This is a genomic window from Arachnia rubra (assembly GCF_019973735.1).
GTDB classification, from domain to species: Bacteria; Actinomycetota; Actinomycetes; order Propionibacteriales; family Propionibacteriaceae; genus Arachnia; species Arachnia rubra.
The window spans coordinates 2714163-2733629 of record NZ_AP024463.1 but is presented as its reverse complement, the minus strand read 5'-3'; the positions used below and the strand labels follow the sequence as shown (position 1 = coordinate 2733629).

Below are 19467 nucleotides of genomic sequence, written 5' to 3'. Positions count from 1 at the left end.
GGTGGGGCGTTCTATCTGGTGGGTGGGGGAGCTGTGCTGCCGCGCAGTACCAGTTCGGTCGGGATGATGACGCTCCGGGAGCCGTCCACCGGGCCGGTGGTCACCTGCTCCAGCACCAGCCCGACCATCTCCCTGCCATGGCGTTTGAAATCCTGGCGGATCGTGGTCAGCGGCGGGAAGCTGTACTCGCCCAGGTCCAGGCCGTCGAAACCCACCACGGACACATCCTGCGGCACGCGCCGGCCCTGCTCGTGCATCGCTCGGATGAGCCCTAGGGCCACCTCGTCGTTGCCGCAGAAGACAGCCGTCACGTCCGGGTCGGCTGCCAGGTGCAGGCCTGCCTTATAACCAGCGGCTGCCTCCCAATCCCCAAGTACTGGCTCGGGCACCAGCGCACCTGCCTCCCGCAGGCAGGCCGCCCAGGTGGCTTTGCGGATCAACGCCGACTGCGACCCCTCCGGCCCGCTGACATGATGAACGGTGCGGTGCCCCAGCGCTAGGAGGTGCCCGACGGCATCACGGACCCCGCCCACCTGGTCGGCGCTGGCTGAGGGGTAGTAGCCCACGAGGGCTGAGTCCGAGACAGCCACCGGCATGGCCTGCGGCAGAGAAAGGTGATCGAGCCCTGCCCGGCCGGCCTGGACCACTACGAGGCCGTCGATGGTCTGGTGGGAGAGCCGGTAGACGGCCTGGCGCATATCGTCGGATTCGGGGCGCTTCACCTGTACCAGGTTGACGGCGTAGTCAGCCTCGGTTGCGGCCTCCAGTACCCCCGCGGTGGTCAGGGCTTCCCCGGTGCGCTGGATTTGCTGGGTGAGCACGCCGATCGTCTTGAAGGACCCCCGTCGCAGGGCTTGTGCCGCGCGGTTGGGGGAGTAACCCAGCTGGTTCATCGCTCGCAGCACCTTCTCGCGGGTGGCTGGACTCACATTGTCTGCTCCCATCGAGACACGTGAGACCGTCTGCGTGGAGACGCGCGCCAGGCGGGCCACGTCGCTCAACGACGGTCCACCCTTCGTGCTCCTGCGCCGGCTGACCATGGGCGGAGCTTATCAAAGGCCATAGAACGCCCTTCATAATATTATGTTGACGTTGCCATACTTGATTAAAACTATCGCCTAAATTCCCTTTGAATCAAGGGGTAGACGAACAAAATCTATCCTGGTAACGTCAACATGGCTGGTGTAGCACCGATGCAACCCCACGTTCCGTTGACCCAAGGGAGCATGAACGATGATCGTTCCTAGGCACTACGAGGACCTCGGGATCCTCCACGAGAACACCCTGCCGCCCCGCGCCTATTACATTCCCGCCTCCGCGCCGGCGGACCCGAGCCCCTGGAAACGTGAGGAATCGGATCGTCTCCAACTGCTGAGCGGCCAATGGTTCATGAGATACCTGCCCAGCATCCACGACCTCGCCGAGCGCTTCTGGGCGACGATGGCGGCCCCAGTGCCGACAGAGGATGCGGATGGCGTCGGGCTGATGGCTCCTACGGAGGCGGCCAGCGCAGACGCAAGCGTGGTGACGGGGCCGAGGGGCCTTACGGGGTCTGTGGCCTCGGCCAATACGACCGACTGGATCGACCCGATTGTGCCGCCAGGCTTCGAACCGGTGCCGGTACCCAGCGTCTGGCAGCACCTCGGCTACGACCACCACCAGTACACCAACATTCGCTACCCCATCCCCTTCGACCCGCCCCACGTTCCCCAGGACAACCCCTGCGCCGCCTACCTAAAGGATTTCCAGTACGAACGTATTCCTGAGGCTCCCTGCACCTACCTGACCTTCGAGGGCGTGGACTCCTGTTTTTACGTGTGGCTCAACGGCGCCTACGTCGGTTACAGCCAGGTCTCCCATGCCACCAGTGAGTTCGACGTCACCGAGTACATCCGTCCCGGCACCAACCGTCTTGCTGTCCTGGTACTCAAGTGGTGCGACGGCACCTACCTGGAGGATCAGGACAAGTTCCGCACCAGCGGCATCTTCCGGGACGTCTACCTCCTGTCGCGGCCACGCTCGGTCCTCTTCGACTACGCCATCACCACCGCGCTCGGGTGCGGTGAGGATGAGGAGGCAGCACGCAGCGACGCGATCGTCGAGTTGCGGGGAGCCTTTCGCGGCGGCGTGACGCCCACCACGGCAGCGCTGATGGACCATGAGGGCAAAGCCATCGCCACCGGGGAGCTGGAGCCCTTCGACCCTGCCGCTGGTGGTGACGGCTATAGCCATCGAGTCCACCTGACGGTGGAGGAACCGCATCTGTGGAGCGCCGAGGACCCCTACCTCTACACCCTGGTGATCACCACACCGGACGAGGTCATCACTGACCGGGTGGGGCTGCGTGAGGTCGGGGTCTCGGGCGTCGTCGTCCGGGTCAACGGAAGTCCCGTCACCCTGCGCGGGGTCAACCGGCACGACTCCGACCCGTTCACTGGTCCTGTCGTCGACCTCGCCCACATGCAGCGCGACCTGAGGCTGATGAAGGAGCACAACATCAACGCGGTGCGCAGCTCCCACTACCCCAACGATCCGCGCTTCTACCAGCTGTGCGACGAGTACGGCTTCTACGTCATGTCCGAGGCCGACAACGAGAGCCATGGCACCCAGGCCCGTTTCCTGGCCGACGACTCCTGGGATAACCAGGTGGAGCACTGGAACGAGCCCATTGCTGACAACCCCGAGTGGACCGAAGCCACTGTGGACCGGATGCGCCTGTGCGTTCACCGGGAGAAGAACCGCCCCAGCATCATCTCCTGGTCCGCGGGCAACGAGTGCGGCTACGGCTGCGCCTTCGAGACGGCGCTGGCCTGGGCCAAAGCCTTCGACCCCACACGCCTGACTCACTACGAGAGCGCCTACTACCGCGACTCCAAGCGCGTCTATGACTACTCCAGCATCGATCTGTATTCCCGGATGTACCCGTCCCTAGACGAGATCCGCGCCTACCTGGACTCTGGCCCGGACAAGCCCTTCATCCTGGTGGAGTACTGCCACGCCATGGGCAATGGACCCGGCGACCTCGAGGACTACTGGGAGATCATCCTGGCCGACGAGCGCATGTGCGGTGGTTTCGTGTGGGAGTGGTGCGACCACGCCATTGCCGCGAGGGCCAACCCGGTCGGACGGACGGTCTACCTCTATGGCGGCGACCACGACGAGGCCATCCATGACGGCAACTTCTGTGTCGACGGCCTGGTCTCGCCCGATCGCGTCCCTCACCCAGGGCTGGCTGAGCTCAAGAACGTCCAGCGTCCCGCCCGGGTGGTGGGCTACGACCAGGAGGCCGGGCTTGTCACCATCCGCAACGACCTCGACCACACCGACCTGGCCGGCTACGTCCGTGTCTCCTATGAGCTGATGTGCGACGGCGCCGTCGCCGAATGCGGTGAGCTGGAGCTGGGGCAGGCCGTTCCGCCACACTCCCAGGTCGTTGTTCCCTGCGCCCTCCAGGTCCCGGACGCGGGTCGCTGCCACCTCAAGATCACCTACCGGCTCGCCTCGGACCAGCCGCTGCTTTCAGCCGGGCACGTTCTCGGCTTCGACGAGATTCTGGTGAAGAACACCGACGGGCGTCATCGCCGGGTCCGGGAGCTCGCGCGCCACTCCACCACCTGTGCTCCGGTGCAGGTGACGCGGCAGGGACCGCGGGTCGGTGTCATCGCCGGCGATCTGCGTTGCGTCTTCGATACACGCACTGGACTGCCTTCCCGGATGGCAGCGGGCGGTCGGGAACTCCTGGATCGCCCGGCTGAGCTCAATATCTGGCGCGCCCCCACCGACAACGACCGCCATGTGCGCCTGGAGTGGGAACGTGCCCACTACCACCAGGCCGTGGCGCGGGCCTATGGGACGGAGATCACAGAGGAGGAGGGGCGCGTTGTCCTCTGTTCCAGGATCGCGATGGTTGCGCCCACCGTCCAGCCCATCCTGCGCGGGGAGATGTCCTGGACCATCTGGGGCGATGGCGAGATGGATCTGAAGCTCGCCGTGAGCCGGGCCGAGGGGTTCCCATCCTTACCGCGGCTGGGCCTGCGTCTCTTCCTGCCGGAGACGATGCGTCACGTCTCCTACTACGGGCTGGGCCCGCTGGAGAGCTACGCGGACAAGCGGCGTGCCAGCTGGCATGGGGAGTTCGCCGCCGATGCCGAGGCCTTTCATGAGGACTACATCCGGCCCCAGGAGAACGGCAGCCGCGCCGACTGCGACTACGTGGCCCTCTCTGGCGGCGGCCTGAGCCTCACCGCTGTGGGACAGCAGCCCTTCTCTTTCAATGTCTCGCCATACACGCAGGAGGAGTTGGCCAGCCGACGCCACAACACGGAGCTGCGGCCCTGCGGGTCGACGGTTCTGTGCCTGGACGCGGCTATGGCCGGCATCGGCTCGAACAGCTGCGGTCCGAGCCTGGCCCGTCGCTACCAGGTCGATGCCCGTGATCTGGAGCTGGGAATCCACTTCCAGCCCCGCACCATCAGCACACACAACGAGGTGAAGCCATGAGTGGTAAAGATGCAGAAAAGACAACCGGTGCAGCAGGCAGGAGCGCCGGAGAGTCGTCAGGCGCTCAGAGCGGCAAGGCCGAGGAGCGCAGGTACCTGAAGTGGTACAACAAGGTGGGATACGGCTCAGGCGACGTGGCCGGGAACGTCGTCTATGTGCTTCTGTCCGCCTTCGTCATGATCTACCTGACGGACACCGCCGGGCTCAACCCGGGGGTGGTCGCGACGCTCATGATGGTCTCCCGGCTCTTCGACGGGTTCTCCGACGTCGTCTTCGGGGCGCTGCTGGACCGGACCCACACGCGCATGGGTAAGGCCCGGCCGTGGATGCTGTGGGGTTTCGTGGGCTGCGCGGTCATGATCATCGCGATCTTCGCGATCCCGGCGGGCATGGAGGAGTGGGCGAAGTACGCCTGGTTCTTCATCGCCTATACGCTGCTCAACGCGGTCTTCTATACCGCCAACAACATCGCCTACTCGGCGTTGACCGCCCTGGTCACCAAGAACAGCGCCGAGCGGGTGCAGATGGGTTCCATCCGCTTCATGTTCGCCTTCGGGACGAGCCTGCTTATCCAGACTGTCACCGTCCAAGGCGTGGAGATGCTGGGCGGCGGGGCGCAGGGGTGGCGGGGTATCGCCATCATCTACGCGCTCCTCGGGCTGGCGGTCAACACCCTGTCTGTCTTCTCCGTCAAGGAGCTGCCGCCCGAGGAGCTGGAGGAGGCAGCAGAGCAGGATGACGCGTCGTCGGGTGAGGGAGCGGAGGAGAAACTCACGGTACGTGAGTCCGCCCGGATGCTGTTGGCCAACAAGTACTATCTCGTCATCCTGGTGGTCTTCCTCCTGACCCAGATCTTCACAGCCATGCTCAACATGGGCATCTATTTCATGACCTACATCCTGGGTGATGCCAATCTGCTGGGAGCCTTCGCCTGGGCCATCAACATTCCCCTGATCGTGGGCCTGCTGCTGACCCCCGTGGTGGTGGGGCGTTTCAAGGAGATGTACCGGGTGAACATCTGGGGATATGTGATCGCGGTGGCCGGGCGTCTGGGGGTGCTGGTGGCCGCCTACCTGGGGAACATGCCGCTCATGCTGGCGCTGTCCGCGGTGGCCTCCCTGGGGATGAGCCCGCTGCAGGGGACGCTCAACGCAATGATCGCCGAGACCTCAGAGAACACCTGGCTGCGCACCGGCAAGCGCATTGACGGGCTGATGTTCTCGTGCACGTCTTTGGGAGTGAAGGTGGGCGGTGGCATCGGCACGGCCTTGGCCGGATGGATGCTGGCCGCCAGCGGATACATCGGGGGAGCGGAGACACAGCCGGACTCGGCCATCCAGATGCTCTACATCATGTATGTGTGGCTGCCGCTGGCCGCCAATGCGCTCATCCTCTTCCTGCTCACCCGCCTCGACGTGGAGCGGGCCAACACCCGGCTCAGGGCCCTAGCTGACGGGTCCAGCGAACCTGCCGGGGGTGGGGAGTGAGTGCTCCTGCAATCAGGTAGCCGTCGCAGCACAACCTGAGGAAGCTACCGCCGGGATGGGCTTCGCAGGCCTGAAACCGCACATCGCTGAACGTCCTATGAGCGCTATTGTCGCTGGCAATGGATTCCTCAACTGGCGCAAGGACCGGGTACGTTCTGCGCTCGAGGGCCACAACCCCACTGTGCTGGCCCGCATGACCGAGAGTTTCGCCGTCATCGGTGACGTCCAGTGGCTGCCGGGCTACTGTGTCGCGCTGACCAGCGACCCGGAAACTGGCATGCTGTCCGACCTACCGCGTCCCCGGCGCTTGCGATTCCTCGCTGACACCGACCTGTTGGCCTTCGCGGTTGAGAGCGTCTGCCGTGACATGTACTCCGGGTTCCGGCGGGTGAATATCGAGATCCTGGGCAATACCGACCCGTTCCTACACGCCCACATCTGGCCACGCTACGACTGGGAGCCCGCTGGTATCCGTGACAAACCCGTCTGGCTCTATCCGCCTGGGCACTGGCGAAATTCCGATCATTTGCTGGGAGATCAGCATGATCCATTACGCCTCCGGCTCACCGAGGAGGTCCGGTGTCTATTGGAGGGGCTCTAAAAATCTGCATAGTGCATCATGCGCCGCACGTTTGATGCTCGCGTCGTGTGAAGGAGGTTCCTCAGCGTACCGTGTTGTCATCAGCGACGTTGTGGTTTCCGGGCGCTGAGATGAATTTCGTGATCTTCGATGGTCAAGGCCCTAGGCGATGGCAGAGCAATCAACTGGTCTTGTCGGCCATTTAAAGAAGATGTGGGTGGGGGGAGTTGCTGTTCCGAAGTGCCAACGAATTTGGTTTACAGTTGGATTTCTTACTCCCCCCACGAGGATATTAATGAGGGTTTCACCGAGGGTCAATAGAGACTAAAGATAGTTAAATTTTATCTAAAAGCCTCTGGGGGAGTCATGCTTGTGGGGATGGGTGGCCTGTGATCTTGCTGGTATATGGGGCGAGGTTGTGTGACAGAGGCTGCTTGTGGTGTCGCCCATACCGACACGCCGGGCGCCGTGACGATGATTAACGGTTTTATCATCTCCATGATGGCGGTGAACCCCCTAGTCAAAGTGCAATTAACTATCGTTAACTCATCTGTTGGGTGGCTGGCAGCTGCAACGTTACCTTGTCGTGATCTTTGGGGTGTGCTGGAGTGGTGCGCAGTCCATTTTCCCTAACCAAGAGAGGACTGCTCATGAAGATGACGCGTTTGTTCGCGGGTGCGCTGCTGGCTGCTGTGCCGCTCGTTGCGGCTCCGGCTGCTCAGGCTGCCACCGGATCGGATGCGCCCCAGACAGCTCCGCAGGCCGTCGTCGCCCCTGCGGCTGTCACCCAGGACGGCGCTGCATACTCTCAGACCATCTTCCACAAGGTCAACGAGTTGCGCATCAGCCTGGGCCTGAAGCCCGTGACCCGCTACGTACAGCTGGACGCGATTGCTCAGGACTGGGCCGAACACATGGCTTCGCAGAACACGATGACACATCGTCCGCACTTCTCGGATGGCTACCCGAGTGGCTGGAGCACGGCCTCGGAGAACGTCGCCATGCGCGGGGGGAGTGCTCTCAGCGGTGATGTCGGTGCTCAGATCTTTGAGCAGTGGCTGCATTCGCCAGGCCACTACGCCAACATGGTCGCTCCCGATGCGAACGCCCTGGGTATTGGCATGGCCTACAACTCGTCCACCAAATCCTGGTATGCCACCCAGAACTTCGGTGGCTACCAGAATCCCGGTGGCGCAGGTCTCGTCGAGTCTGCGTAGAGCTCACTTCACAACCGCGGGGCGGTCCCGGGTCGGCTTGATCGACCTCAGGGGCCGCCCCGCGGCTCCGTTTGTTCCGGAGGTCTTGGCCGTTCTGGGGGACTTGACTTAGAGATAGACTCTAACATGTGCTAGCTACTAACATTAAGCGGGGATGGCTCGGCCTGATGGCTCTCTGCCTGGGCATGGTCCTGCTGTTCATGAACACGACAATGGTCAACGTTGCGCTGCCCGCTTTGGCGTCCGGGCTTGGGGCGAGCGCTGGCCAGCTGGAGTGGATCGTCTCCTCGTATAACCTCGCCTCGCTGTCAGTGCTGCTGCTGGGCGGTGCTTTGGGGGACCGGTTCGGACATCGTCGTCTGTTGCTGGGTGGTGTTGGCCTGTTCATCGCGGGAGCTGTCCTGGCAGCGGTGTCGATGACACCTGGGCTGCTGATAGCAGCCCGTGTGCTAATGGGCCTTGCCTCGTCGGTTTTCATCCCCATGTCGCTAGCCCTCATCCCTGCGCTATTCGGCTCCGAAAGACGAGCCATGGCGACGGCGATCTGGACGGCTTCCGGGGCAGTGGGTGCTCCGTTCGGCCCGCTCATCGGAGGTCCCATGATCGACAGCTGGGGGTGGCGCGCGGTCTTCTGGCTGGACATTGTCGTCGCGATCCTCACCCTGGTGCTTTGCCTACTCTTCGTCCCCCGGGGCCGGCCGGCATCTGACAGGCGTCCCCTGCCCCTGCCGCAGATCGTGATCTCAGCCGGCGGATTCTCCCTGCTCACCTGGGGACTGATCAATGCCGAACGCACCTGGACGGCGCCGACCACGTGGGGGCTGCTTGTCGCGGGAGGTGTCCTCCTGGCGGTCTTCGTACTGGTTGAGAACCGGGCCAAGGGCAAGCTCACTGATCTTGGACTGCTCGCGAGACGCGGTTTCCGGCTTCCGGTGCTCGTGCTCATGCTCATCAGCTGCGTGCTTTATGGGGTCCTGTTCGCCGCGCCCAGCTATCTTCAGACTGTGCTTGGCAATGATGCGACCACGGGAGGCATGATGCTCATGCCGGTAGCGTTGACGGCTGTGGCCGGCGCGGTCATTGCCGGCCGGTTGTCGCGGCTCGGACCTATCCGTGAGTTCATCCTGCCGGGGGCGCTGGTGCTGGTGGCGGCAGGTTTGTGGTTGTGCTCGATGAGCACCACCACCAGCGGATACACACCGATGTTCTGGGGCCTGCTGGTTGCCGGCCTCGGCCTTGGCATCGGTCAGTCTCGTGGCATCGAAGCGGGTATGAGCGCCGTCCCTGAAGAACGCAGCGGTGCTGGGGCGGCGCTGCTCAACAGCATCCGTCAGTTGGGGGCAGTCCTGGGGGTCGCACTGTTCGGGTCGCTGATCGGCAATCGCTACGCCGTAGGGGTCGCAGGTTTGGTTAAGGACCTTCCCGAGGCCGGGGCCGCCATCACCCAATCCATCACGGCGGCTTTCGCGGCTGCTGGAAGACTGCCATCCCCGCAGGGCGAGACGGTACGGGCTGTCGCCTCCACCGCCTATGTCGAGGCCATGCAGCTGGTCTTCGGTGCCTGCGCACTGATCGCCCTGGCTGTGAGCGTGGTGCTTCTCGTGACCGCTGGGCGACGGGTTTTCGTACAATCGCGACCATGACCAGCGACCGGCGGACGCGCAAGAAACTCACCACGCGCAGGAACATCCGGCATGCCGCCCTGGACCTGTTCACCGAGAATGGTTTCGACAACGTCACCGTCGAGCAAATCGCTGATGCCGCCGACGTCTCACCCATGACCTTCTACCGGCATTTCGGCACCAAGGAGGCCGTCATCGTCGATGTCGTGTTGACGGGGCGTATCGGACAGATGCTGTACCACGAGGCCACGACGGATCCAGTAGTGGGAACACCAGCGGAGATCATCGCCCTGATTGACTTGGTTTTGGACAACTCCGGCGACTGGATCGACGACTTCGCCCGCAGGGTCAGTCTGGTGCACGACACTCCCAGGCTTCAAGAACTGCTGTGGCAGCAGACAACTGCCTGGACCGCAGCGCTGGAAGGCATGCTGATAGGTGAAGGCCTGGGTGTCCGCGCCCGGGCGCGCGCCATCATCAGCGTCTGCGTCGAGGGCTGTCTGGCCTGGCCAGACCATGAGGACTTCCCGTCCGTGGCGGCCCTGCGCCATTGCGCACAGGAATCGGTCAGTGCCCTGGGAGATCTCTGAAGGTAGTCGACGGTTCTGAGGGCGTCGAGCCGCAAGTCACAGCAGGTGGTGGGCGAACCCCGGCTGGCACACTTGGGATCATGTCGATCAACGATGCCGAACGCCGCCAGACCGCTGAGGAACTCACGGCGCTGCGGGAACTACTGCCTGCCACTAACGAGGAGCTGGCTCACCGGCTTGGGTACGGCACCGACCAGCTGGCGGCTGTCCTGGACATGAGGCCCGCCGTGGATCCGCGCGAGGTCTGGCGAGTGCGTGATTTCCTTGTTGCCATCGCGGCCGCCCGCGGCATCCAGCTGCCCGAGTTCAGCGTGTTGAAGCAGGCCAGACGCAGGCAGGCGCAGATGTGGTTCGGTTCCTGGGAGGTGCCAGATCCCGCCGGTCTCTGACCGGTTGCGAGCGGAGTCCCCGCAACCGGTCAGCATCGCTGTGGGACCCGGCAGGCTATTCACCCAGCCTTCAGGAAGCAGCGTCTCCCGCGTCATCGAGGACCTCTTTGGCGATGCTGATCGCGGACACCGCCCTGGGCCAGCCGGTATAGAAGGCCAGATGGGTTATGTTATCGCCTCTATCAGCTCGGTGCGGGTCACGCCATTCTCGACCGCGTGCGGAAGGTGGAAACGCAGCTGTTCGGTATTGCCGCCGGCGACGAGTGCGGCAACGGTCACCAGGCTTCGGTCCCGGGCAGACAACTCCCTGCGGGACCACACCTGTCCGAACAGCACGTCATCGGTCATCTCCGCGAAGAATGGCGCGATCTGCCCGAACTGGCGTTGCGCACCGGAGGGCTGTTGTTCTGCCATCAGGGAATCTCCTCTCCAGGAATGGTGGAGCGCAGGTAGTCGGCATCCTCGACGTGCTCCAGCCAGACAGTGGTGGTTGCCGGATCATCGCCCTGGTCCAGGACCGCTAGGTGTGACATGAAGTCCTCCGGCGTCGCTCCATGCCAGTGCTCCTCGCCCGGCGGGGTGTAGATGGTCTGTCCGGGGTATGCCCTGATCACCTGGCCATCGCGGGTCCCCAGCAGGGCGACGCCTGAGACCACATGCAGGGTCTGGCCGAGCGCATGTGAATGCCAAGCGGTGCGGGCGCATGGTGCGAACCTCACGAGAGCAGCTATCGCCCGCTGTCCCGGAAACTTCGGGGCGGCGATTGAATTCACCCAGACGTCTCCTGTGAAAAATTCCGGTGAGCCTTGGGTGCTGCCTGTTCTCGACTCTATGTCCATCATCGCTCCTTGTCAGTCGATCTGGAGCTCACCCATCGGCTCCCAGCCATCTCCCTCGACCACTCGTGAGATGATCTTGGGGGTGGCCGTCAGGAAGGGACGCATGGTCTCCAGGCCCTCCTTGAAATGCGCTGACGTGACGTGCGCCTCGGCCGCATCATCGTTGAACGCCTCGACCAGGACGAACTCTCTCGGGTCTTCCACACTGCGCGACCACTCGTACCATTTGTTGCCTGGCTCAGCTCGGGTGGCGGTGGTGACCGGCCCCATCGCTGCGATGAACTCCTCAGCGCGCTCGGGCTTGACCGGGAACTTCACGACAATCAGGATCATGCCGTCAACCCTACGTCCTACTGGCGCGAACCGGCCCAGCCAGCGGCAGGGATACCGCACGGTGGCTGGGCCGGTGAATTGTTATTAGTGTCGTGTGGTGGGAGTTCGTCAGTGGGAGGCGGTTCCGGGGCCGAAAAACACCGGCGAACTCACAACACGCGGCACTAAATTCGCAGGTCGTCGGTCAGTGGTGTCGGATGCCCGAAGCGATGGTTCGTCACGGACACCGCCTGCTCGTGTAGGTAGGGAAGCAGCGCCAGGCGTCCCGGGTAGAGGGTTGGACTCGAGTGGACGCTGACGTCGATCGACCCGCCGACCGCGGTCAGCAGATCCCGGTCACCCAGATGCCGCACCCGGCCTCGGATGTCCCGGTCGAAGGTGGTGTCGTCCTCCACCCTGACGGTCAAGCCGAGCTCGGTGAGAACACCTGCCAAATCCTCCGCAGGCTCCTCGCGGAATGAGAACATCGCCGGGGACCCCGTGACCACGGCAGCCGAGGCCTCCCGCAGCACCGCGATTGGGTCGTCGGACTCCACCCGCACTGTCACCGCCGTCGGGCGGTAGCGGAACGCGTTGATCTCCGCAGTCAGCGCCGACGGGTCGTGCGCGACGCCGAACAGGGTGCGCCAGGCCGCCTGGTCCGAGGATGCTGCGACGTTGAGCCGCGCAAGCTGTTCTTCGTCGAGAATCGGCGCGGCAGCCTGGATGAGCCTCACGAGGCGCGGCTCGGTCAAGGCGCTGGAGGAGTCGAGATCCTCCGGCTTCCAGGAACCGAAACCCACCAGGTAGTTCGGCCCACCCGCCTTGCCGCCGGTGCCGACGGCGGAACGCTTCCAGCCGCCGAAGGGCTGACGCCGCACGATCGCCCCGGTGATCCCGCGGTTCACGTACAGGTTCCCTGCCTTCACATAGTCCAGCCAAAGCTGGATCTCCTCGGCATCCAGCGAGTGAATGCCGGCTGTCAGTCCGTATTCGGTGCCGTTCTGCCAGTCGATGGCCTGTTCGAGGTCGCGTGCCGCCATCAGGCCGAGCACCGGGCCGAAGTACTCCACCTGGTGGAATGCGCTGCCTGGCCGCACGCCGACGCGGATGCCCGGCCGCCACAGCCGGTCGTCAATGCGCTGCGGTTTGACGAGCCAACTCTGTCCATGCTCCAGCTCGGTCAGGCCGCGCTTCAGCTTCTCCCCGGGCACCTCCGTCAGCGGGCCCATCTGGGCTGCGGGATCCTCGGGCCACGCCACCACCAGGGAAGAGGTGGCGTCGACCAGCTGGTCCAGGAAGCGCCGGGACCGCGCCACCGACCCGACCAGGATGCCGAGTGATGCCGCCGAGCACTTCTGCCCGGCGTGCCCGAAAGCGGAGGCCACCAGGTCGGCGGCCGCCAGGTCCAGGTCGGCCGACGGGGTCACGATGAGGGTGTTCTTACCTGAGGTCTCGGCCAGCAGCGGCAGGTTGGGACGCCAGGAACGGAACATCTCGGCTGTCTCCGCCGACCCGGTCAGCACGACCAGCTCGACGCGCTCGTCGCTGACCAGGCGTTTGCCGAGCGAACGGTCACCCATGATGACGTACTGCACCAGGTCGTGCGGCAGGCCCGCCCGCCAGCAGGCCTCAGCCAGCAGCGCCGCGCAGCGCCGTGAGGGCGAGGCAGGCTTCAGCACCACCGCAGACCCGGCTGCCAGTGACGCCGCGACCCCACCCAGGGGGATCGCGATGGGGAAGTTCCACGGCGGGACCACGGCCGTGACGCGCGGCGGGACGTGGGTGGCGCCGTCGACCTCTTCCCCGGCCAGGGACGCGTAGTAGTGGGCGAAGTCGCAGGCTTCGGAAACCTCGATGTCTGCCTGGTCGATGAGCTTGCCGACCTCGTCGGCAGCGACGGTCACCAGCTGGGTGCGCATCGCCTCAAGCTCAGCGCCCAGGCGGTGCAGAGCCGCGGCACGTTCCTTCGCGGGCGTCGCGGCCCAGCGTTTGCCTGCCGCGACGGCGGTCTCAAGCACCTCGTCGAGGGCCTCGGCGGAGTCGAGCGTGCCCTCCGCGACGGTGTTGTTGCCGAGATCGGAGCCGCCCAGCGCCTCGCGGATGGAATCCGCCCACCGCTGGTTGCTCAGCAGCGCGGGGTCGGTGTCGGGGGTGTTGGTGAACACCGGTGTCGGTTCGCTGCGTTCCTGCTGCGCCCAGGCGGCCGGGGTGGGGGATCCGATCAGCTCCACGGCATCGCGGAACCGGCCTTCCTCCTTGTCGAGGAAGGCGGCGTTGCGGCCGAGGGAAGCAGCTCCGGACATGAAGTTCTCGGGGGCCGCGTTCTCCTCAAGACGCCGCACGAGGTAGGTGATCGCGGAGTCGAACTCGCTGCGTGGCACCACCGGCACGTAGAGACGCAGCGCCCCCAGGTCCTCAAGGATCACCCGCTGCAGCGGAACCGCCATGCCAGCCAGCATCTCGATGCCGAAGCCCGACGTGATGCCGCGGGACTTCGCCAGCTCGACGGCGGTCGCGAGACTGTAGATGTTGTGACTGGCCGCTCCGAGATGCAGAGTGTTGATGGACTCGGGCGTCAGGAGACGATCGAGGGCGCTGAGGTAGCTGGCGTCGGTCTCCACCTTCGACGGCAGCACCGGATTGGGCCAGCCCCGCAGCTCCGCCTGGGTGCGTTCCATCGCCAGGTTGGCTCCCTTGACCAGGCGCACCCGCAGCGGTACGCCACCGGCTTCGTGGCGGCGGCGGGCGAGTTCCTGGATCTGCTCGATCATCAGGGGCGACTCGCGCAGGTAGGCCTGGACGGCCAGCCCCATCCTAAGGTTCGGCAGCTTCATGGCGAACTGTTCGAACACCTCGAGGGTGAGGTGGAGGTCGCGATACTCCTCCATGTCGAGGTTCACGAGCTTGCCCGTCCGGTCGGCTGTCTCCATCAGCGGGCCGAGCCGGACCACGGCCTCCTTGACCGTCACGTCATGGGCCCAGGGGGAATGGGGGCCCATCACCGACGACACCTTGATGGAGACGTAGTCGACGTCCGGGCGGTTCAGCAGGTCGATGGTGCGGTTGAGCCGCGAGGAGGCGTGCTCGTCACCCAGGACAGCCTCGCCGAGAAGATTGATATTCAGGCTCGCGCCGCTGCGCCGTAGCCTGGCCAGTGCCGGCCCGAGGTCGCTGCCGATGTCGACGACGAGGTCGCCGAGCAGCACGGAGAAAGCACGTCGCACAGCGGGCAGCATTGCCCTGGGTGCGGGGGCGACGCCGAGGCCGAGGCCGGCGCGTAGGTAGGACGGGAGGAATGGGACGGGCTGCCGGGCCAGGCGGCCCAGGTTCCTGGCTGCCACGGCAGGATCCTCGGGTCGCAGAACGCCGTCGACGAACTCAAGGGTGAAGCGGAGCCCGTCCGGGTGGTCCAAGGCACTGGCCAACAGCTTTGCCGCCCGGGGCTCCGGGTAGGCAAGGGAACGCTGCGCCCACCGTCGTGCGGTGCGTACAGCTTTGTCGATCAATGATGTGTTGGTCACGTTGCTCACAGGAACATATTGCACCAACTTTGTTTCATTCGGACTACAAAGACCAAATACCTTTGGGGGAACTTACCGGCAAGACGATGGCCCGAGAGCACCCAGGGTGAGGTGACTCGGGAGAAAGACAAACCGCGATCGTGCGGTGACAACGAACAATGCGTCCGGCGCGGTGGCCGGTGCTGTGCTTCAGCCGGTCGCGCCGCCAGGATCACTAACCGGCCATAAAGGTGACAGCTAGACGCTTGGCATAGCCGGGTTCCCGCATCCAGCAGGTCGCGACCTCCCAGGCCAGCGCAGCCCTCTCCTCTCCGGGGTCCGCGGGTACGTCGAAAAGCGGATCGTCGACGCGAGCTTCATCCCAGTCGATCAGGGCACAGCTGCCGTCGGGAGCGACCAGGGCGTTCATCCCACCTGCGTCGCCATGGACCACGCAGCTCTCCGCTGGCTTCACGGCCTGCCAGCTCCGCCGGATTTCCGCAACGAGTGGGTCAGGCATCGCGCTGAGGTCGATGTCTCCGCCGTGCCAGGCAGTCAGGAGCTTCGACGCTGACACCGCTCCTGGGCGCTGCGCCCAAGAACGAGTTAATTCATGCACCCTCGCGAGCGCCTTCCGCACGGCTGATCCGTCCTCACAGGTGGCGGGGCGTCCAGGAAGCAACTCCTGCACATGCCAGCCGCTGAGGTGAAGACGTCCATCATCGGCCGGGATCAGCTCAGGGACTAGGCAGCCTCGGGACCGCAGATGCGAAAGCAGATCGAATTCCCAATGCAGGGATTCCTCGCCACGGCTCGAATGGCGAATCACAACCTGCCGTCCCGCGATGCTCCCAGCAAGCACCTCGTTCCGGTTGCCGCCAGGCAGCGGAGGTCCCTGGGCCAAGCCGGACCAGGCTTCAAGCACCGCGCCAAGCCTCATGGGAGAAGGGTAAATCAAGCAGCCTGGTGAGGTCCTGCTGCCGATCAGGCTGCGGAGCGCGTTCGTTGTTGAGTAGAGAACGGCCGTGGCGGGGAGCCGAGAACGAAACTGGGAACTATTCTGGACTGGCTGTTTCGTAACATCTCTGAAACAATCTGGGCAACTCGAAGAGGAGGAGCCGTGGTGGAGATCGACACCCTTACCTTGAACCCCAACCCGCTGGTTCGTGCGCTCGGTAAGCAGCCGCACGAATTCACCCGTCATGACATCATCCGGTTCGTCGCGGAGCAGGACATCCCCATGCTGAACCTGCGATATCTGGGCGGTGACGGCCGGTTGAAGGTGTTGAACTTCGCCATCCAGTCCTCCGCACACCTCAACAGGATCCTCACGATGGGGGAGCGGGTCGACGGGTCGTCGCTGTTCAATTTCGTCGACGCCACCAGCTCCGACCTCTACGTGGTGCCGCAACTGCGCACCGCCTTCCTCAACCCTTTCGCGGAATTCCCCACGCTCGACATCGTGTGCGGTTTCTACGATGTCGAGGGAAATCCCCTGGCAAGCTCGCCCCAGCAGATCCTTCGCAAAGCTCAGCAGGCCCTTGAAGACGAGACCGGCTGTCGGCTGGAGGCGCTCGGCGAGCTGGAGTACTACCTGTTCTCGCCCGCCGAGGACCTGTTTCCCGTCGAGCCGCAGCGCGGCTACCACGAGGCCAGCCCGTTCTCGAAATGTGAGCAGGTGCGTATCGAGTCCCTGGCTCATCTGGTGCGGATGGGCTGCTCCGTCAAGTATGCGCACTCCGAGGTGGGCAACTTCGTCGCGGACGGCCTCCAGATGGTGCAGCAGGAGATCGAGTTTCTGCCCACCGACGTCACCCGCGCTGCCGACGAGATGACCCTGGCGAAGTGGGTGGTGCGGAAGGTCGCGCACGCCCACGGCATCGAGGTGTCGTTCTCACCGAAGATCGTGGTGGGGCAGGCCGGGTCGGGCATGCACTTCCACACCCGCCTCATGCGGGACGGGGTCAACCAGTTCTCCCAAGGAGCCGGGCTCACCGATGTGGCGCGCCGTGTTGTGGGCGGGTACCTGTCGCACGCCGCATCCCTAACGGCCTTCGGCAACCCGGTGCCCACGTCCTTCCTGCGGCTGGTGCCGCACCAGGAGGCGCCCACCGCCATCTGCTGGGGCGATCGCAACCGTTCCGCGCTGGTGCGGGTGCCGCTTGGCTGGCAGCATCTCGACGACCGCATGTTCCGCGACGCCAACCCGCAGGAGGAGGCCATCGGGGCGCTGCCGAACGACTCCCAGACCGTCGAGCTCCGGTCCCCCGACGGCGCGGCCAACGTTCATCTGCTGCTGGCGGGGATCACCGTCGCGGCCCGGATCGGCCTGTCCGACCCATCGATGCTCGACTACGCGATGGCGCGCTACGTCAACGGCGACGCCTCCGGGCTCTCAGGGCTCGATCAGTTGCCAGCCTCCTGCGCCGAGGCGGCTCGCCGGCTGCTGGACCAGCGCGGCGACTACGAGGCCCTCGGCGTCTTCCCGCCCGGCCTGATCGACGCTTGGGCCGGGCAGCTGATCGCGCTCGAGGATGAGAACCTGCGCGCGGACATCGTCGCCGACCGGGTCCGGATGGAGGACCTGGTGGAGCGGTACTTCCACATCGGCTGACGTTTTCTGTCCGGTGCGAAGAAAGACTGAAGCCCGGCAACCCATCAGGGCCGCCGGGGCCTCAGGCGTTTGTTATGCCAGGCCGGTCCGGGGCAGGCCAGCGCGCCTCGGAAGCTGGCTGGACTGGGCCGAGGGCGACTGGGTCGGCGAGACCGACGGTGTGGGTGCCGGTGTGGGATCGGCAGAGGCGGTGGGTGAGTCGGTTGGGTTTGGGGAAGGCGCACCGCACTTGCCATTGTTGCCGCCCTGCTCGTAGGTGCCGGTCAGGGACGCGCTCGCGACAAAGCGGTCGTTGATGCTGACGGCGGACCCGACGGCGACGGTGAACTGGTACACGGTGCCGGCTCCGGCCGGCAGGTCGCCCAGGTCCACAGTCCAGGTGCCGTCGCCATTGTCGGTGGCCTTGGCCCGCTCCGCCCATTCGAAACCGGAGTAGTTGTCACCCCAGGCACTGATCCGGGAGTTGACCGAGACGGCGTCAAAGGTCACCTTGTACCCGCCAGTGACCACGGCTGGCGGTAGTTTCACCGTCACCCTCGCATCCTTGATGGCGTCCTTGGTTGCGGTGGGAATCCGCCAGACCTGTGCCAGGTTGGCTCCCGAGCCGACGTAGAAGTGGTTGATCTCCAGCATCCCGGAGTTCTTCAGGGCGGGAGTGACCTCGCGGATGTAGCCGCCGTTCGTGTAGTGCACAGGATCACCCGCGAAATCCACCATGAGGTCCGGGTACTCGGCGTCGTCGTTGGTCAGATCAGCGTCTAGGACAGTCTCGGCACGCCAGAGCGCCGAGCACTCCTTCGACTCGTCGCCATTCTGCGTGCCGCGGTTCGTCGCCTCCGCCGGCTGCGCGGCGGCGAGGAAACCGACGGAGAGAGCGAGCACCCCGATTCCCATGCGTGTCTTCAGATTCATTTTTTGACCCCCTAAAGCAAAAGTCCTGTGGTCCGATAGTCTATCGACTGCACGCTGGTGATTCGTCTTCAGGTGTTTCTCCGGCGAGGAATAGGCATAGGAAGTGTCTGGGTTGATTTTCGTTACTTAACGAAAGTTCCTCCCAGTTGTCTGAACGGTTACTCCGGACGGTGGTGCCGCCATTGGCAATTGCACTTCGTGAATGCACGTTTCTCGCCAGGGAAGCAGACTGGTAAAACAATCAACTATCGTCAGTTTAGGTTCCTTAGCGTGGTCTGGCCGAGGGGCAGCAGCTCCTGGGCGGCCTGTGACCTATGAATAAAAGTCGAATGCTGACATGAAGGGAGAAGCTTGTGCTTGCGGAATGGATAGGTCGGATCGTCGTGGCTGGGGGTATGGGGTTATCTGGTGTTCTCCTGATCATTCTTGGCAGGTATGCCGCCGAAGATTTATTCGACCGCAAGGATTTAGCGGGTATCCGGACGGCCAATACCCTGGCTAGCGAGGAGGCATGGACGGCGGCGCATATCCGGGCCTCCCGTCCCGCCAAGGTGGCGGGGGTGGTGACGATCCTGGCGGGTGCCTGGCTCTTGCTGCCCGTATCCTTCTCCACCGCGCTCACCGGCCTGGTGTCGATCACGATGGTGGCCGCCGCCATCGTCGGTTACTGCTTCCTGGTGGGTGACCGCGCCGCGGCGAAAGTGCTCAGCAAAAGTGAAATGAGGGACTGCGACGTCAAACAGCCTTAGTGGGGATGCCTCCGATCGGTACTTCATGGTGGCTGCCAGGATTCATAGGATCCCGCTGCGCCACATCTTGGCATGACTCTGCCCGCTGGAAACCCTCGCGATGAATGTCGCCGCACCTCTCCGGGCTCACCGCGTGACCGCGGCCTGAGGGTT

At 64.4% G+C, this 19467-nt stretch carries 16 protein-coding genes; 9 read left to right on the top strand and 7 right to left on the bottom strand.

Going from position 1 to position 19467, the window contains the following annotated elements; all coding sequences use genetic code 11:
* Positions 1 to 11: 11 nt before the first annotated feature.
* Positions 12 to 992 carry a LacI family DNA-binding transcriptional regulator gene (locus SK1NUM_RS12470; protein WP_223928008.1) on the bottom strand — a complete coding sequence of 327 codons (981 nt, stop codon included), beginning with the start codon at positions 990 to 992 and terminating at the stop codon, positions 12 to 14.
* A 241-nt stretch (positions 993 to 1233) separates the two neighbouring features.
* On the opposite strand from SK1NUM_RS12470, the gene SK1NUM_RS12465 reads away from it, so the two are divergent.
* The 7 genes from SK1NUM_RS12465 (at position 1234) to SK1NUM_RS12435 (ending at position 10385) form a co-directional block, all read left to right on the top strand.
* Positions 1234 to 4500, top strand: coding sequence for a glycoside hydrolase family 2 TIM barrel-domain containing protein (locus tag SK1NUM_RS12465; protein ID WP_223927581.1), 3267 nt, complete (start codon positions 1234 to 1236; stop codon positions 4498 to 4500).
* The gene (locus tag SK1NUM_RS12460; RefSeq protein ID WP_212322475.1) at positions 4497 to 5987 is read left to right on the top strand and encodes an MFS transporter; all 1491 of its coding nucleotides are present in this window, start codon (positions 4497 to 4499) and stop codon (positions 5985 to 5987) included. The genes SK1NUM_RS12465 and SK1NUM_RS12460 overlap by 4 nt, the downstream gene beginning before the upstream one ends.
* Positions 5988 to 6084: 97 nt before the next feature.
* Positions 6085 to 6588, top strand: coding sequence for a diadenosine tetraphosphate hydrolase (locus tag SK1NUM_RS12455; protein WP_212322473.1), 504 nt, complete (start codon positions 6085 to 6087; stop codon positions 6586 to 6588).
* A 629-nt stretch (positions 6589 to 7217) separates the two neighbouring features.
* Complete coding sequence (locus tag SK1NUM_RS12450; RefSeq protein WP_212322470.1) at positions 7218 to 7784, top strand: CAP domain-containing protein; 567 nt, start codon at positions 7218 to 7220, stop codon at positions 7782 to 7784.
* A 167-nt stretch (positions 7785 to 7951) separates the two neighbouring features.
* Positions 7952 to 9427 carry an MFS transporter gene (locus SK1NUM_RS12445; protein ID WP_223927579.1) on the top strand — a complete coding sequence of 492 codons (1476 nt, stop codon included), beginning with the start codon at positions 7952 to 7954 and terminating at the stop codon, positions 9425 to 9427.
* Entirely contained in the window at positions 9424 to 9996 is a 573-nt protein-coding gene (locus SK1NUM_RS12440; RefSeq protein WP_212322465.1) for a TetR/AcrR family transcriptional regulator, read from the top strand. Before SK1NUM_RS12445 ends, SK1NUM_RS12440 begins: the two co-directional genes overlap by 4 nt.
* A gap of 80 nt (positions 9997 to 10076) precedes the next feature.
* Entirely contained in the window at positions 10077 to 10385 is a 309-nt protein-coding gene (locus tag SK1NUM_RS12435; RefSeq protein WP_212322462.1) for a DUF2316 family protein, read from the top strand.
* A 165-nt stretch (positions 10386 to 10550) separates the two neighbouring features.
* Here SK1NUM_RS12435 and SK1NUM_RS12430 read toward each other — a convergent pair whose 3' ends face one another.
* From SK1NUM_RS12430 to SK1NUM_RS12410, 5 genes are all read right to left on the bottom strand, one after another.
* Positions 10551 to 10799, bottom strand: coding sequence for a carboxymuconolactone decarboxylase family protein (locus SK1NUM_RS12430; RefSeq protein ID WP_223927577.1), 249 nt, complete (start codon positions 10797 to 10799; stop codon positions 10551 to 10553).
* Positions 10799 to 11224, bottom strand: coding sequence for a (R)-mandelonitrile lyase (locus SK1NUM_RS12425; RefSeq protein WP_212322460.1), 426 nt, complete (start codon positions 11222 to 11224; stop codon positions 10799 to 10801). The genes SK1NUM_RS12430 and SK1NUM_RS12425 overlap by 1 nt, the downstream gene beginning before the upstream one ends.
* Positions 11225 to 11236: 12 nt before the next feature.
* Complete coding sequence (locus tag SK1NUM_RS12420; RefSeq protein ID WP_212322457.1) at positions 11237 to 11557, bottom strand: putative quinol monooxygenase; 321 nt, start codon at positions 11555 to 11557, stop codon at positions 11237 to 11239.
* A gap of 164 nt (positions 11558 to 11721) precedes the next feature.
* Positions 11722 to 15069 (bottom strand): bifunctional proline dehydrogenase/L-glutamate gamma-semialdehyde dehydrogenase, encoded by a 3348-nt coding sequence (locus SK1NUM_RS12415; protein WP_212322455.1) that lies wholly within the window; start codon positions 15067 to 15069, stop codon positions 11722 to 11724.
* A gap of 205 nt (positions 15070 to 15274) precedes the next feature.
* Positions 15275 to 15979 (bottom strand): phosphotransferase, encoded by a 705-nt coding sequence (locus tag SK1NUM_RS12410; RefSeq protein ID WP_212322453.1) that lies wholly within the window; start codon positions 15977 to 15979, stop codon positions 15275 to 15277.
* Positions 15980 to 16159: 180 nt separating this feature from the next.
* Between SK1NUM_RS12410 and SK1NUM_RS12405 the strand changes: the two genes are divergently transcribed.
* The gene (locus SK1NUM_RS12405) at positions 16160 to 17653 is read left to right on the top strand and encodes a glutamine synthetase family protein (protein ID WP_212322451.1); all 1494 of its coding nucleotides are present in this window, start codon (positions 16160 to 16162) and stop codon (positions 17651 to 17653) included.
* A gap of 72 nt (positions 17654 to 17725) precedes the next feature.
* Here SK1NUM_RS12405 and SK1NUM_RS12400 read toward each other — a convergent pair whose 3' ends face one another.
* Positions 17726 to 18565 (bottom strand): hypothetical protein, encoded by an 840-nt coding sequence (locus tag SK1NUM_RS12400; protein ID WP_212322449.1) that lies wholly within the window; start codon positions 18563 to 18565, stop codon positions 17726 to 17728.
* Positions 18566 to 18918: 353 nt separating this feature from the next.
* Here SK1NUM_RS12400 and SK1NUM_RS12395 point away from each other — a divergent pair, with 353 nt between their 5' ends.
* On the top strand, positions 18919 to 19314 hold the full coding sequence (locus tag SK1NUM_RS12395; protein ID WP_212322447.1) for an SdpI family protein: 396 nt from the start codon (positions 18919 to 18921) through the stop codon (positions 19312 to 19314).
* Positions 19315 to 19467 lie beyond the last annotated feature (153 nt).